Consider the following 14,038-nt stretch of genomic DNA (forward strand, 5'->3'; position numbering starts at 1 on the left):
GGCAGTGACGACTCCGTATCCCCCACACCCCTCACCGCACCACATCAAGGAGACACCCCCATGAGCACGCTCACCGCCGCTGTAGCCCCGCTGACCACGCAGGAAGCGGAGGCGCTGATCGACGCAGCCCGTACGGCCGCCGAAGCCGCAGGCGTCGCGGCAGCCGTCACCGTCCTGGACGCGGGAGGCCACCTGCTGGCCTTCCGCCGCGACGACCGGGCCGTTCTGATCGCCGGCGAGACCAGCACCCGCAAGGCGTACACGGCACTTCAGCTCGACGCCTCCACAGCCGACCTCGTCGAGGCGGTACAGCCGGGCGGACTCTTCCACACCCTGCCGACCGCACTGGACCGCCCGCTGCTCTTCATCGCCGGCGGTGTCCCGGTCCATCGCGATGGCCGGCTGATCGGCGCCGTCGGGGTCGGTGGCGGTGCGCCCGAGCAGGACCACGGATTCGCGACCACCGCCGTCGCAGGCCTGGTCTGAGGTCCGTTCGCCCTGCATGCACAGATAGTCAGCCTGCGCGCAGAAGCAATTGGATGGTGCCGGTTCCCATGTGCCCGGAGGATCTCCGTCCATGGGAGCCGGCATTCACGGGTCCATCGCGTGCCGGGCGCGAGAGTCGCAGCCGGAGGACGTGTGGTCCGCGGCCGTCGATCCGGACTTGCTGTCGGATGGGCGGGACTCCCCGCCGATCCCGCGGCCGGCGTGACCGGTGCCTCCGGCCCGATGGACTGGCCGGATAGGGAGCGAACGGAGCGGCGGGATGATGACCGCTTCTACCGGCTGCAGCGGATGACCCCGGCGCGAGGCCGTGCCGCCGGACGGTGCCTGGAGGCCGGTGTCGTCCGTGAGGGATGCTCTCGCCGCCGTCCATGAGGACGCCGACGTCCGGCTCACCGTGTGTTTCGACGACTGAGACCGGACCGGGGCGACCGATGGCGGGCGGAGTATCGGCAGCGCTTCAGCCCGTTGCCACGCTCAGCGGTGCGAAACGCCGTGTCCAGTCCCCCGGTGGTGGCGGGGTGCCGAGGGTCATGATCGTGGTCGACGAGCCCGGCTCCAGACCACATTCCGCGAACCAGGCCAGCAGTTCTTCGTGACGAGCATCGACGTCCGCGCGCAGTGGACGGTCCGTCGCCCCGGCGAGCGAGATGACGAGCAGCTTCGCCGTGGCGGTGTCCCGCGCGATCAGCGGCCCGACCACATGGTTGTCCGAGCTGGGCCACAGCGCGGCGTACCCGATGAGTTCCCCGTTGTCCTCGGCCACGCGCAGATGGTCGGCGAAGGCCGGGAGACGGGCCAGGAGCTGCATCCGGTCGAGACCGGACACCTCCGAGTCCAGATGCAGCATGGCGGGCAGATCCCCCGCCGTGGCAGGGCGGACAGTCAGGCCCGTAACGTCATCCGGGCCCGGCTGACCCCCCGTGGTGCGGCTGCCCGGCTCCGAGGCCGGCCGGAAGTGCCCGCTCACTCGTTGGGTCCGTCCCACCGTCCTGAAACCGAGCTCCTCGTAGAGCGGGCGGCCTGCCGGTGTTGCGTAAAGGCTGAGCGGAGCGCCCCCGGTCGAGTCGATCACCCGGTGCATCAGGTGTCGCGCGACCCCCTGGCGGCCGTAGCGCCCGGCGACCAGAAGCATGCCGATGGCCGCCATGTCCGGACCGTACGAGGTCACCACGCAGGTCGCCATCAGACCCTTGCCCTCGGGATCGTCGATGCCGTAGGCCGTCCCCGCGGTGAGGAGTAGTCCCCATCGGTGCTCATCGCGGGGCCAGCCGCGTTCCTCGCTGAGATCGGCGCACGGGACCAGATCATCCCGGGTGAGACGCCGGACGGGTAGGTCGGCGAGCGGGCGGGTCAATGAGCTGGGCATAGGGGTCAGGCTGTCCGACTCGGTGATCGCTCGTCCACCGCTTTAACGGATCTGTTCGAGATACGCAGCCGTCGGCCGCGTCGAGTAGGCCCCCAGGGCTTCAGTACGGAGATTGCGGTGATGAACAGATAGGTCGCCGTGGCGACCGAAGGTGCCACGACAAGGCTGATGTCGGCAGCCCCGCGTTCCGCCGCTTCGTTGATACCGGGGCGCAACGAGAAGACCGACAGTCCCGTCGCGACCAGGGTGAGCCAGAACTTCACCCAGATCCAGCGATGTCTGGCCAGTCCCCAGGGGGTGCCGAGGGACAGGATCAGGCCGGTGAGCAGGGACCCCAGCGCGACCGGGACGACGAGCCAGTCACCGAAGATCTTCATGGCCCTGGTGGCCGCCTGCGCCGTGACCGGATCGCCGGTCGAGAAAGCGGTGATGCCGAGCGTCAGCAGACCGACGGTGAGACCGAGCCAGCTGACGGATACGGATACGTGGGCGACGAGCAGGCTTCTGCGGGTGCGGCGCTTCAGTGGTTTCACGTGAAACACGGTGCAGCGGACCGCGTGAAGGGTCATCTGCCGAGGGGAGTATCCCCGTGTACTGGCCTCGGCGTACGAGTGGCTCGGAAGCGGGACCGTTCGCCCCGCGATCCGGCTGCTGCCCCTGCGAACCGGCCCGGACCCGTGGTGCCGCCCCAGGTCGGTACGCCTTCGGGGAATCAGCCCAGGTCGGGTGCGTGCATTGCTCGCACACCCTCGATATTGCCGTCCAGGTAGTGCCGCAGTGAGAGCGGCACGAGGTGCACGGCAGCGATCCCGACCCTGCTGAACGGCACCCGCACGACGTCGTACTCCCCGCAGGGGTCGTCGATCTCGGGGCCGTGACGCAGGGACAGGTCCATCGATTCGAGTCGGCAGACGAAGAAGTGCTGGACCTTGACGCCCTTCACGCCGCCGCCCTCGATGTGCTCCACGGTGTCGACGAAGCAGGGCACCACATCGGTGACCTTGGCGCCGAGCTCCTCGTCCAGCTCGCGGTGCAGGGCCTCGACGACAGTGGCGTCCTCGCGCTCGACCCCGCCACCTGGTGTGAGCCAGTACGGGTCCACCCCCGGCTTGGTGCGCTTGATGAGGATGAGGTCGTTGCCATCGAGCAGGACGGCGCGTGCGGTGCGCTTGACCACAGGACGTTCGGTCATGGCAAGAGAGTGGCCCGCAGAACCGGTTCTGAAACACCTGAGGCCTGCTGGACCGTCCTGCGGTCACCAGTCGGCGGCGGCGCGCAGAAGTAAATCGTGCGCCCGAGCGAGATGCGGAAGAGCGAGCGTGCCGGTCCGCGCAGCCAGGAAGTACGTACGCAGGGGCGGCACCGGGGGATCGAGCAGCGCCACCACCTCACCCCGTTCCAGTGCGCCCGCGCACAGATACCGGGGCAGCACGGCGAGCCCGGCCCCCGCCGCCGTGCATTCCAGGACCGCGCGCAGATCGGGTGCGATGACGGCCCCGGTTGCCGCGGGGCGGCTGTCGAAGACCGCTGCCCAATAGCGGGAGACGAGGGGCAGGCTCTCATGCACCTCGACCACCGGAAGCTGCTCCAGGACCACCGGGCCGTTGCGGCGCAGCGTTCCCGGTCCGAGACGTCCGGCCCATCGGGGTGCTGCGACCAGAACGTGTTCCTCGTCGCAGAGCGGCGTGGCGGTGAGCAGCCCACCGCGCGGGCGGGCCGTCACGATGGCCAGGTCATGGTGACCGGCGGCCAGACCGTCGAGCGCCTCGTCGGTGTCTGCGGAGAACGAGCTGCGCAGTGCGAGCCCCTGGGTGATCAGTGGGGTGAGGGCCGGCAGAGCCCGCAACGAGGCGAACTCCGGTGGTCCCGCAAGATGCAGCGTCCGAACGCCCGACTCCTCGTCGAGCTCGGTCTCGGCGATCTCGACGAGCGCGTCCAGGTGGGGAGCAGCCCGGTGCGCGAGCTCGTCGCCCATGGTGGTGGGTGTCACGCCACGGGCGCGGCGGAGGAAGAGTGGGCGGCCCAGCTGCCGTTCCAGGGTGCGGATCTGCGAGGTCACGGCGGGCTGGGAGAGGCCGAGAAGCGCGGCGGCTCGGGTGAACGAGCCCGCGCGGTGCACGGTGACGAAGGTGCGCAACAGGGTCAGGTCCATGTCCGTCCCCTCTCACGCGTGTGACTCGTCGGACCCGGACAACTATAAATATGTCGATAGGTCGCTGCCGCTACTGTGATTGGACACTGACGCAGAGTCAACTAGCCTTGTCGAGGCGGTTCTTCGCGAGGAGAAGGCGGAGAACCGGGACGGTCCGAGCCACGAGGGGGGAGGCTCGGACCGTCCGTACCGTACCGGCGTGGGAGATCAGCTCCCGGTGACGGCCTCGGCCAGGGCGCGTTCGACGTCGGCCACCAGGTCGGCGGCGTTCTCGGCGCCGACGGAGAAGCGGATAAAGCCGTCCGGTACGGCGTCGCCGCCCCAGCGGGCCCGGCGTTCGGCGGTGGAGCGTACGCCTCCGAAGCTGGTGGCGTCCTCGGCGAGATGCAGTGCCGAGAGGAAGCGCTCGGCAGTCCCGCGATCCGCCAGCACGAACGAGACGACGGAACCGAAGCGCCGCATCTGCCGCACGGCGATCGAGTACGAGGGGTCCGTAGGCAGACCGGGATAACGCAGCCCGCTCACCTCGGGCTGCTTGGCGAGAGCCTCGGCAAGCACGAGGGCGTTCGCGCACTGCCGCTCGATCCGCAGCTCCAGCGTTGCCAGGGAGCGGTGAGCGAGCCAGGCCTCCATGGGGCCGGGGATCGCACCGACCACCTTGCGCCAGCGCCGTACTCCCGCCGCCAGCTCGGAGTCGCGGCAGGTCACATGGCCGAGCAGGATGTCGCCGTGGCCGGTCATGCCCTTGGTGTCGCTGGCCACCGAGAAGTCGGCGCCCAGCTCCAGCGGGCGCTGGCCGAGCGGGGTGGCGAGGGTGTTGTCGACGGCCACGAGCGTGCCGCCCGCATGCGCCGCCTCGACCAGCCGCCGTATGTCACAGACGTCGAGCCCGGGGTTGGACGGGGTCTCGATCCACAGGAGCTTCGCCCCCTCCAGGGCGGCCAGCTGAGCGTCGCCCCCGGTCGGGGCGGTGCGCACCTCGACGCCGTACTCCTCGAGCTGTGCGCGTACCAGCGGAAGGGCCTGGTACCCGTCGTCGGGCAGCACGACGACATCGCCGGTACGCACCTGGGACAGCAGGACCGCCGAGATCGCCGCCATGCCGGAGGCGAAGACCGTGGTCTCGACGTTCTCACCCGGAGCCTCGAGTTCGCCGATGGCCCGCTCCAGACGGGTCCAGGTCGGATTGGTGTCACGGCCGTAGGTGTACGGCCCGGTCGGTTCGCCGGACAGATGGAAATGCGCGGCGAAGACCGGCCCGGGGAGTGTGGGCTCGAACTGCTGCGGTTCCGGCAGGCCCGCACGTACTGCCCGGGTTCCGTCGCCCATGGTGCTCATACAGCTTCCTCGCTTCTCTCCCCGGTCGGTCGCCGGTCCTGGCGTCACTGTTTCAGGTGCCCGGGGGTCAGTCCTCGTCGGGCAGGATGACGTTCAGCGCCCAGGACACGATCGAAATGATCAGGCCACCGAGGATGGCGGTCCAGAAGCCGTGGACGTGGAAGCTCAGATCCAGCACGCCGGCCAGCCACGAGGTCAGCATCAGCATCAGGGCGTTCACGACCAGGGTGATCAGGCCGAGCGTGAGGATGAAGAGCGGCAGTGTGAGCAGCTTCACCACCGGCTTGACGAGGAAGTTGACGAGGCCGAAGATCAGCGCGACCACGATCAGGGTGATTATCTTGCGGCCGGTGCTGCCACCGGTCAGCGTGATGTCCTGGAGCAGCCAGATGGCCACGGCCAGCGCACCCGCGTTGGCGATCGTCTTGACTACGAAATTCTTCATGTGTCTGATCGTGGCAGACATGATCGGTGGCGGACACCGGCTGGGCACAGGCGAGGGGCGGACGGGCCGTGAAGGCATTCAGACTGGACGAGCTGGAGGCGGAACGCGCCGCCAACGACGGTGCCTATCTTCAGTTCGTTCGCGAACGGAACATGTCCGTCGGTCTGTACGCCCTGAACGCCGGTGAACTCGACCCGCAGCAGCCGCACAACCAGGACGAGGTCTATCTCGTCGTGAGCGGGCGAGCTTCGATCACCGTGGGCATGGAAACGACCCAGGTGGGCAGGGGAAGTGTCGTGTACGTACCGGCCGGCACCGCCCATAAGTTCCACCACATCACCGAGGACCTGCGCGTGATGGTGGTCTTCTCGCCGCCCGAAGGCTGAGCCGGTCCCACCGGGGGACGTTCCGCACCTCGGGGATCCCTAGGGGATCGATCAGGGGAGTTCAAGGGATCGGGAGCCCCGCAGCCCGCCCCCGCGCCTCTAGCATCGAAGCAGGAACTCACAGAGACGAGGTATGGACGATGGCCGTGCGGGAGATATTCGCGGGAATGCCCTGGTGGGTGAAGTGGATCGCGGTGCCCGTCATCGCGATCGTCGTGTTCGGCGGGCTGATCGCCAGCATCGTCGGCTTCGTGATCGGTCTGCTGTTCAAGCTTCTGCTCTGCGTGATCCTGATCGGCGGGCTTGTGTTCGTCGTGCGGAAGTTCACGTCCTCCTCCTCGCGCAGCGACTGGTAAGCGCGGCCCGGCTGGGCGATTAGCCCAGCTGAGCTAAGCGGAAGGCGAAACGGCACCCGGCCCGGATGCTCCCGATACAGTGGCAGTCCGCTGCCGCCGCCTGGGAAAACACCGTCAGTCGCCACCCTGACCAGTGGTTTGTACGGCATCCGGCCTTCTGGACCCCAGGCCTGTGGCAGATCTGTGGGGGCGGCCCCCACAGGCGGGCTGACCGCCCGTCACCATGCCTGGGGGTGACCGTTGACCACGGCATCGAGTACCGCTGTTCCGACGCTGATCGGATCGGTGCAGCGGGCGCTGAGGTTGCTGGAGGCTGTGGGCACCCATCGCGACGGTGCGCCGGCCAAGCAGCTGGCCCGGGAAGCGGGACTCCCCCTTCCCACCGCCTACCACCTGCTGCGCACGCTGACACACGAGGGATATCTGCGCAGGGAGAACGGGGTCTTCCTCTTCGGTGCCGCCGCGGAGCGGCTGGTGGACGACGGCGCACTGCAGAATCGTCGCAGCAGAATGACGCAGTCCCTGGGGCGGTGGCGGGACATCATCGGGGCCCCGGTGTACTGCGCGGTCTACCGCGACGGTGAGATCGAACTCGTCGCGGTCGCGGACACTCCCGCTCTGCCGGCGGTGGAGGAGTGGGCGGCCTTCGGCGAAACGGGCCATGCCCACGCGATCGGCCAGTGTCTGCTGAGCCAGCTCGACGAGCAGGCGCGCGAGGACCATCTCGACCGGCATCCGGTCCGCCCGCTGACTCGCTACTCGGTGCGTGACCGCCCGGCACTTCTCGAGCGGCTGCGGTCGGTCGAGCGTACGGAACCTGTCATCGAACGACAGGAGTACGCCCTCGGGACGGTCTGCGCGGCCATCCCGATCACGGCCGGATTCACCGCCGCCGCGATGGCCATTTCGGTCCCCCTCGACCAGGAAGATCGGTTGCTCCCCGCAGTCGAACGACTACGTGGCGAAGTGGCCAGCCTCTTGCGTTCGTTCGTGTTCTCTATCAGTATCTGAAAAATCACTCCTTGTGATCTGCTATCGGGTGCACCACGATGGCGTCAATAGGGCCATGGGGGATCATTCCTGGCCAGATTCATCTACTGCGGGGTTGAACGATGCGCGAGTCGGTTCAAGCTGAGGTCATGATGAGCTTCCTCGTCTCCGAGGAGCTCTCTTTCCGTATCCCGGTGGAGCTCCGGTACGAAGTGTGCGATCCGTACGCGATCCGGATGACCTTCCATCTCCCCGGCGACGCCCCCGTCACCTGGGCTTTTGGCCGTGAGCTGCTGCTCGACGGTCTCAACAGCCCCAGTGGTGACGGCGACGTGCACATCGGGCCGACGGAGCCCGAAGGGCTGTCCGACGTCCACATCCGGCTCCAGGTGGGCGCCGACCGTGCGCTGTTCAGGGCCGGCACGGCACCTCTTGTGGCCTTCCTCGACCGGACGGACAAGCTCGTGCCACTCGGGCAGGAGTGCACGCTGGGTGACTTCGAGGGCAATCTGGAAGAGGCGCTGGGGCGGATTCTGGCCGAGGAACAGAACGCCGGCTGACGAAGACCGTGCCCATGGCCTGTATGCCGCTCGAACAGCACACCTGCCGAACGGGTGAATCGCTCTCCGTGTCCGGGCACTCAGGACCTCGCCCGGCGACGGCGTCCCCTGCCGTTGCGTACGGGTGCCTGCGCTTCGGATTTCGCCGCGAATCCGGTGCGGTCCGCAGCGACGACCAGTGCCGCGAGCGCGGTGGTCACCGGCACCGAGGCGACCAGTCCGATCGAGCCGATCAGGGTGCGCACGATCTCCTCCGCCACCAGTTCGCTGTTGGCCACCGCTCCCACGCTGCTCCGGGCGATCGAGAACAGCAGCAGCAGCGGAAGCGCGGCGCCCGCATAGGCCAGCACCAGGGTGTTGACCACAGAGGCGATGTGGTCGCGTCCGATTCTGATCCCTGCCCGGTAGAGCTCCTTCGCACTCATCGTCGGGTCCGCCTGATGCAGTTCCCAGACCGCCGAGGTCTGGGTGACCGTCACATCGTCGAGTACCCCGAGGGATCCGATGATGACGCCGGCCAGCAGCAGCCCGCTCATGTCGATGTGCGGATACAGGCCGTGGATGAGGCCGGTGTTGTCGTCGGTGTTCCCGCTCAGGCTCGCCCAGCCGATGAAGAGCGAGCCGAGCAGTCCGATCAGCAGCAGTGAGATCAGGGTGCCGATGACGGCGACCGAGGTGCGGGCGGTCAGTCCGTGGCAGATGTAGAGCGCGATCAGCATGATGGCGCCGGCCCCGACGACTGCCACGACCAGCGGGTTCGAACCTTGCAGGATCGCCGGAAGGATGAACAGCGTCAGGACGGCGAACGACAGGGCGAGTGCCACCAGAGCCATGACCCCGCGCATCCTGCCGACGGCGACCACCACCAGGGCGAAGATCCCGGCCAGCAGCAGCAGCGGGAACTTCCGGTCCACATCGGTCACGGAGTACTGGAGGTCATGGGGCGCGTCGGGGGCGTATGCGACGACCACCCCCTGTCCCTCCCGCAGCTGTCGGGGTGCGTCCGGCTGGACGACCTCGATGAACCGGCGGCCCTTTTCCTGGCCGCTCGTCACTTCGACGGTGGCCTTCTCGCACAGGTCCTCGCCGGTGGGCGGTTCACTCGTGGTCGGTGACGTGTCACCGCTGACGGGGATCTGGGAGGCGTTCACGTCCTTGCAGTCGATCTTGTCGATGTTCACCACCTTGCCCTGCTGGGTCTGCCGGTCGAAGCCGACGCCGGTGCGCTCGTGCGCGGGCGCACCACCGGGCCAGAGGACCACGAGCCCGACGACGACCGCAGCCGCGAACGGAATCAGCACGGCGGCGATCACTTTGCGCAGATGGCCGGAGACGGGTGCGGCGGGGCCATGGCTGTGGGAATGCGTGTGCTGATGGCCCTGCGGTGCGGAGTCGTTATGAGGGGATGTCACCGGCCGATCATCGCAAGAGGGACGGGGCCCTCTGGCCAGCCGGCCGATGAGGGCGCTAGCGTGGTGGCACCTTTGCACACGCGGGAGCTCGGAGCACCGGGCTGAGAGGGCGCTGATCTCCGTACGTCCGTACGGGACAGGCTGCGCCGACCGCCGAACCTGTTACCGGGTAATGCCGGCGTAGGGAGTAGGTCTCATGACCACATCGGACGTACGCACGCCTGCCTCGAACCAGAGCGACGAGGCGGAGAAGTCCATCGGATGGCACAAGGGTTACGTCCAGGGCTCACGCCCGGACCTCCGGGTGCCGGTCCGCAAGGTGCACCTCACCAACGGCAACGACGTGACGCTGTACGACACCTCGGGGCCGTACACCGATCCCTCGGCCGAGACCGATGTCCGCCGCGGACTGGCGCCTCTGCGGGAGAACTGGATCATCGCCCGCGGCGACACCGAGGAGTACACGGGGCGTCCGGGCCGTCCCGAGGACGACGGGCTCAAGCACACCTCACCGCGCGGTGGGCTGCGCAATCTGGATGCCGTCTTCCCGGGCCGTCCGCGCCAGCCGCGGCGCAGCCGGGACGGCCGGCCCGTCACCCAGCTCGCGTACGCCCGCCGGGGCGAGGTCACCCCGGAGATGGAGTACGTCGCGATCCGGGAGAACGTCGCGCCGGAGGTGGTCCGCGAGGAGATCGCCGCCGGCCGGGCCGTGCTGCCGGCCAACGTCAACCACCCGGAGATCGAGCCGATGATCATCGGTAAGCGGTTCCTGGTGAAGGTGAACGCCAACATCGGCAACTCCGCGGTCTCGTCCTCCATCGAGGAGGAGGTGGACAAGATGACCTGGGCGACCAAGTGGGGCGCCGACACCGTCATGGATCTGTCCACCGGGCGCAACATCCACACCACCCGTGAGTGGGTTCTTCGCAACTCCCCCGTGCCGATCGGCACCGTGCCCCTGTACCAGGCCCTAGAGAAGGTCGACGGCAAGGCGGAGGAGCTGACCTGGGAGATGTACAAGGACACCGTCATCGAGCAGGCCGAACAGGGCGTCGACTACATGACGGTCCACGCCGGCGTGCGCCTGCCGTACGTTCCGCTGACGGCCCGCCGTAAGACCGGCATCGTCTCCCGGGGCGGCTCGATCATGGCGGCGTGGTGTCTCGCGCACCACAAGGAGTCGTTCCTCTACGAGAACTTCGAGGAGCTCTGCGAGATCCTCGCCTCGTACGACGTGACGTACTCCCTCGGCGACGGGCTGCGGCCCGGGTCGATCGCGGACGCCAACGACGAGGCCCAGTTCGCGGAGCTGCGTACGCTCGGCGAACTGAACACCGTCGCCAAGCGGTTCGGCGTCCAGACCATGATCGAGGGCCCGGGGCACGTCCCGATGCACAAGATCAAGGAGAACATCGACCTTCAGCAGGAGATCTGCGAGGAGGCGCCGTTCTACACGCTGGGCCCCCTGACAACCGATGTGGCACCGGCGTACGACCACATCACCTCGGGCATCGGTGCCGCGATGATCGCCTGGTGGGGGACGGCGATGCTCTGCTACGTGACGCCCAAGGAGCATCTCGGTCTGCCCAACCGGGACGACGTGAAGACCGGGGTCATCACCTACAAGATCGCGGCCCATGCGGCGGACCTCGCCAAGGGGCACCCGGGGGCGCAGGAGTGGGACGACGCGCTGTCGGACGCCCGGTTCGAGTTCCGCTGGGAGGACCAGTTCAACCTGGCCCTCGACCCGGACACGGCACGGGAGTTCCACGACGAGACGCTGCCGGCCGAGCCGGCGAAGACGGCGCACTTCTGCTCGATGTGCGGACCGAAGTTCTGCTCGATGAAGATCAGCAGGAGCATCACCGAGCAGTTCGCCCCCGATCTGGTCCTGAACAGCGACGCCGAGGTGCAAGCGGGGATGCTCCAGAAGTCGAAGGAGTTCTCGGAGGGCGGGAACAGGCTGTATCTGCCGCTCGCGGACTGATGCGGGACGGCGGAGGCTGATCGCGCCCCGAGGAGCCCGGTCCGGGTGAGGCCCACCTGGACCGGGCTCCTCGGCGTGGTCAGGCCGCGGTGTCCTGCGGGTACCAGCGGAGTTCCACGGTGTTGCCGTCCGGGTCCCGGACGTAGACGGACGTGGCGGTGCCCCGCGCGCCGAAGCGCTCGACAGGTCCTTCGAGGACGGAGAAGGAAGCCGACCCGATGAACTCGTCCCAGTCCAGCGGTTCCACGGTGAGGCAGATGTGGTCGACGTTGGATTCCCCCCGAGGGCGGCCGACCAGGTCGATGATGGTCTCAGGGGTGATTCTCACGGAGGGGAACGGGATCTCGCCCGCGCGCCACTCGGCCACGCGCACCGGCTCCAGCCCGAGGCGTCCGACGTAGAAACCCAGGGCCCGTTCGACGTCCCCGACGTTGAGGACCAGGTGGTCGAATGCCTTGACGCGCAGAGAGGTCACTGCTTCTCCAGAACGATGAGTCGGTGCGGGACGGCCGCTGCCTACGATCCGCCGGAGGACGTCCGCCAACAAGGCAGGATCTGCATACGAACGTTGAGCCCGGTTCAACGATGAGGGGATGGATCATGCTGGAGCGGGTGGAGGTCGAGACCTTCCTGACGCTTGCCGAGGAGCTGCACTTCGGCCGTACCGCCGAGCGCCTGCGCGTGACGACCGGGCGGGTGAGCCAGGTGATCAAGAAACTTGAGCGGCGGATCGGCGCCATGCTGTTCGAGCGGACCAGCAGAACCGTGCGGCTCACGCCGCTCGGACGACAGCTGGCCGATGACCTGGTGCCTCTCGTCGCAGGGATGGACGAGGCGATCCGAAGGGCCTCCGACGCCGGCCGTGGCGTCACGGGATCGCTGCGGGTCGCCTTCCTCGGTGAGTGGACCGCCCCCGCACTCCTGAAAATCGTCGATCTGTTCAGCGAGCGCCACCCCGACTGCAGGGTCGAGGTGCGGGAGGTTCAGCTGTCCAACTCGCGCGCGAGTCTGCAGGACGGTTCGGTGGACGTCCTCATCGCCTCGTACCCGTTCGACGGTATGGCCTGCGGGCCGAAACTGCTGACGGAGGAACGGGTGCTCGCCGTTGCGGCCGGGCATCCGCTCGCCGCCGAGGAGTCCGTCTCCGTCGAAGTGCTCGCGGAACACCCCGTAGTGCAGTACCCGGAGGTGACGTCGGCGGGGTTCAAGCGGGATCGCACACCGGACCACACCCCGTCGGGCAGGCCGGTGCCGAAGGGGCCGGCCGGAGGATCGTTCTCCGAGATGCTCACACTGGTCGCGATGGGCAGGGGTGTTCTTCCGGTCGGGGAGCACTCCCGCCTCTACTACCCCCGGCCGGACGTCGCCTATGTGCCCCTGCACGACGCGCAGCCGATCGAGCGGGGACCGGTCTGGATGCACGAGAACGCCACCGAGCGCGTGCGCGAGTTCGTACGTGCTGCGGCGGACGTTGCCGAGGAACTGTCGACGCCATGAGTGCGCGACCCCCGCGGTGGGTCGTTCCCTCGTCCGGCCGATGTCACCGGCTCCGGTCCGGGGGAGCCTTCGACGACTCCCCCGGAAGGTCCGCCGGCAGGTCTGCAGGACGCAGTCGGCCCGCTCAGTCCAGCTCGTGCTCCGGGCCCCCGAAGTCGGGGCTCGTGAAGTCCGGGCTGGTGAACGTCGGGCGGGGCGCGGCTGCCGGACCGTCGCCCGGACTGGAGAAGTCCGGCCTGCTGTAGCCGATCTTCGGGATGCGGTTGGCCGAGCGGTGCGGGATGCGTGCGGCGGGGGCGGCCCCGGGGTCGGCGAGGGCGTCCCGCAGGAACGGCAGGATGCCGCGTTCCAGCAGGGCGTGCCGCCAGGCCTCCCTTGCGCGCGCCACGTCTTCGGGCAGCTCCTCGCCCTGTTCCTCGGCGGCCACCGACGTGGAGCCGTTGCGCAGAGCCGTGACGAGGAGGCCGACGGCGGCGACGAGGATCGCGGCCGCGGTCGCCGCCGCGAAGAACCAGCCCGCGCCGATCATGGTGCGCGCGAAGGCCGGGGGCGGGTCGAGCGCCCTGAGGATGTAGCCGATGAGCAGGAAGATCACCGCGGCGGTACCGGCCAGCACCGGGGCCAGCACGGTGATGACGACTCCTATGCCCGCGCCCGACTGGTTCGCGTCGGCCGGGCCCGTGTCGGGTTCACCGTCCTCGTCCCGGCGGGTGGCCGCGGCGGCGCGGATCTCCTCGCGCGCCTTGACGTAGTACTCGTACTCGGTGGCCGCGGCGGCCGTGATCAGCGCCGTGGCGGCCATCGCCATGGTGCGCAACTGCACCGGGTTGAGCCGTTCGCCGACAGCGGCCAGATCCGGTCGTTCATGGGCGTGACGCAGTGCGTCGTCGAGGATCCGCTCGTACTCGGGGCGGTCCTCGGTCAGCAGGTGCGGAGCGCTGTTCATGTGCATCCCCCGATGCTCCGTAGGGCCTGTGTACCCGGTCGAACCGGGCTGTCGGGCGGAAACGGAGGAGAGCCTGCTACTGATACGCCGATGGTA

General features: G+C 68.4%; 16 protein-coding genes and 1 riboswitch. Of the genes, 7 read left to right on the forward strand and 9 right to left on the reverse strand.

What is annotated here, in order from left to right:
* Positions 1–60: 60 nt before the first annotated feature.
* Positions 61–486 (forward strand): heme-binding protein, encoded by a 426-nt coding sequence (locus ACGFZA_RS23880; protein WP_393681728.1) that lies wholly within the window; start codon positions 61–63, stop codon positions 484–486.
* Positions 487–964: 478 nt separating this feature from the next.
* Here ACGFZA_RS23880 and ACGFZA_RS23885 read toward each other — a convergent pair whose 3' ends face one another.
* The 6 genes from ACGFZA_RS23885 to ACGFZA_RS23910 form a co-directional block, all read right to left on the reverse strand.
* Positions 965–1,873, reverse strand: a complete 909-nt coding sequence (locus ACGFZA_RS23885; protein WP_393681730.1) for a GNAT family N-acetyltransferase — start codon at positions 1,871–1,873, stop codon at positions 965–967.
* Positions 1,874–1,878: 5 nt separating this feature from the next.
* A complete protein-coding gene (locus ACGFZA_RS23890; RefSeq protein WP_393681732.1) occupies positions 1,879–2,406 on the reverse strand; it encodes a DUF2269 domain-containing protein in 528 nt (175 codons plus the stop codon).
* 179 nt (positions 2,407–2,585) lie between these two features.
* Positions 2,586–3,065, reverse strand: a complete 480-nt coding sequence (locus ACGFZA_RS23895) for an NUDIX hydrolase (protein ID WP_326737444.1) — start codon at positions 3,063–3,065, stop codon at positions 2,586–2,588.
* A gap of 63 nt (positions 3,066–3,128) precedes the next feature.
* The gene (locus tag ACGFZA_RS23900; protein WP_393681735.1) at positions 3,129–4,025 is read right to left on the reverse strand and encodes a LysR family transcriptional regulator; all 897 of its coding nucleotides are present in this window, start codon (positions 4,023–4,025) and stop codon (positions 3,129–3,131) included.
* Between the two features lie 207 nt (positions 4,026–4,232).
* On the reverse strand, positions 4,233–5,363 hold the full coding sequence (locus tag ACGFZA_RS23905) for a cystathionine gamma-lyase (RefSeq protein ID WP_393681737.1): 1,131 nt from the start codon (positions 5,361–5,363) through the stop codon (positions 4,233–4,235).
* Positions 5,364–5,430: 67 nt separating this feature from the next.
* Positions 5,431–5,808, reverse strand: coding sequence for a phage holin family protein (locus ACGFZA_RS23910; protein WP_385277634.1), 378 nt, complete (start codon positions 5,806–5,808; stop codon positions 5,431–5,433).
* A gap of 68 nt (positions 5,809–5,876) precedes the next feature.
* Between ACGFZA_RS23910 and ACGFZA_RS23915 the strand changes: the two genes are divergently transcribed.
* The 4 genes from ACGFZA_RS23915 to ACGFZA_RS23930 all read left to right on the forward strand — a co-directional run bounded on the left by ACGFZA_RS23915 (position 5,877) and on the right by ACGFZA_RS23930 (position 8,100).
* Entirely contained in the window at positions 5,877–6,194 is a 318-nt protein-coding gene (locus tag ACGFZA_RS23915; RefSeq protein ID WP_385277636.1) for a cupin domain-containing protein, read from the forward strand.
* Positions 6,195–6,334: 140 nt separating this feature from the next.
* A complete protein-coding gene (locus tag ACGFZA_RS23920; RefSeq protein WP_385277638.1) occupies positions 6,335–6,550 on the forward strand; it encodes a DUF5326 family protein in 216 nt (71 codons plus the stop codon).
* Positions 6,551–6,790: 240 nt separating this feature from the next.
* Positions 6,791–7,561 (forward strand): IclR family transcriptional regulator, encoded by a 771-nt coding sequence (locus ACGFZA_RS23925; protein WP_385277640.1) that lies wholly within the window; start codon positions 6,791–6,793, stop codon positions 7,559–7,561.
* 101 nt (positions 7,562–7,662) lie between these two features.
* A complete protein-coding gene (locus ACGFZA_RS23930; RefSeq protein WP_114245561.1) occupies positions 7,663–8,100 on the forward strand; it encodes an SsgA family sporulation/cell division regulator in 438 nt (145 codons plus the stop codon).
* 80 nt (positions 8,101–8,180) lie between these two features.
* On the opposite strand, the gene ACGFZA_RS23935 is transcribed toward ACGFZA_RS23930, so the two are convergent.
* A complete protein-coding gene (locus ACGFZA_RS23935) occupies positions 8,181–9,512 on the reverse strand; it encodes a YibE/F family protein (RefSeq protein ID WP_393681741.1) in 1,332 nt (443 codons plus the stop codon).
* 70 nt (positions 9,513–9,582) lie between these two features.
* A riboswitch (TPP riboswitch) is annotated at positions 9,583–9,716 on the forward strand.
* Here ACGFZA_RS23935 and thiC point away from each other — a divergent pair.
* Entirely contained in the window at positions 9,709–11,499 is a 1,791-nt protein-coding gene (gene thiC, locus ACGFZA_RS23940) for a phosphomethylpyrimidine synthase ThiC (RefSeq protein WP_385277644.1), read from the forward strand. It overlaps the preceding riboswitch by 8 nt.
* A gap of 79 nt (positions 11,500–11,578) precedes the next feature.
* On the opposite strand, the gene ACGFZA_RS23945 is transcribed toward thiC, so the two are convergent.
* A complete protein-coding gene (locus ACGFZA_RS23945) occupies positions 11,579–11,965 on the reverse strand; it encodes a VOC family protein (protein WP_393681930.1) in 387 nt (128 codons plus the stop codon).
* A 119-nt stretch (positions 11,966–12,084) separates the two neighbouring features.
* On the opposite strand from ACGFZA_RS23945, the gene ACGFZA_RS23950 reads away from it, so the two are divergent.
* Positions 12,085–12,996 (forward strand): LysR family transcriptional regulator, encoded by a 912-nt coding sequence (locus tag ACGFZA_RS23950; RefSeq protein WP_393681744.1) that lies wholly within the window; start codon positions 12,085–12,087, stop codon positions 12,994–12,996.
* A gap of 124 nt (positions 12,997–13,120) precedes the next feature.
* Here the strand turns inward: ACGFZA_RS23950 and ACGFZA_RS23955 are convergent, their stop codons facing one another.
* Complete coding sequence (locus ACGFZA_RS23955; RefSeq protein ID WP_385277648.1) at positions 13,121–13,948, reverse strand: hypothetical protein; 828 nt, start codon at positions 13,946–13,948, stop codon at positions 13,121–13,123.
* Positions 13,949–14,038: the final 90 nt, after the last annotated feature.

This window comes from Streptomyces sp. NPDC048211 (assembly GCF_043202315.1).
GTDB lineage: Bacteria > Actinomycetota > Actinomycetes > Streptomycetales > Streptomycetaceae > Streptomyces.

Coding starts and splice junctions, on each gene's coding strand:
- ACGFZA_RS23885 (WP_393681730.1), bottom strand. CDS start 1,873: ATGCCCAGCTCATTGACCCGCCCGCTCGCCGACCTACCCGTCCGGCGT.
- ACGFZA_RS23880 (WP_393681728.1), top strand. CDS start 61: ATGAGCACGCTCACCGCCGCTGTAGCCCCGCTGACCACGCAGGAAGCG.
- ACGFZA_RS23910 (WP_385277634.1), bottom strand. CDS start 5,808: ATGAAGAATTTCGTAGTCAAGACGATCGCCAACGCGGGTGCGCTGGCC.
- ACGFZA_RS23950 (WP_393681744.1), top strand. CDS start 12,085: ATGAGGGGATGGATCATGCTGGAGCGGGTGGAGGTCGAGACCTTCCTG.
- ACGFZA_RS23930 (WP_114245561.1), top strand. CDS start 7,663: ATGCGCGAGTCGGTTCAAGCTGAGGTCATGATGAGCTTCCTCGTCTCC.
- ACGFZA_RS23905 (WP_393681737.1), bottom strand. CDS start 5,363: ATGAGCACCATGGGCGACGGAACCCGGGCAGTACGTGCGGGCCTGCCG.
- ACGFZA_RS23900 (WP_393681735.1), bottom strand. CDS start 4,025: ATGGACCTGACCCTGTTGCGCACCTTCGTCACCGTGCACCGCGCGGGC.
- thiC (WP_385277644.1), top strand. CDS start 9,709: ATGACCACATCGGACGTACGCACGCCTGCCTCGAACCAGAGCGACGAG.
- ACGFZA_RS23895 (WP_326737444.1), bottom strand. CDS start 3,065: ATGACCGAACGTCCTGTGGTCAAGCGCACCGCACGCGCCGTCCTGCTC.
- ACGFZA_RS23920 (WP_385277638.1), top strand. CDS start 6,335: ATGGCCGTGCGGGAGATATTCGCGGGAATGCCCTGGTGGGTGAAGTGG.
- ACGFZA_RS23955 (WP_385277648.1), bottom strand. CDS start 13,948: ATGCACATGAACAGCGCTCCGCACCTGCTGACCGAGGACCGCCCCGAG.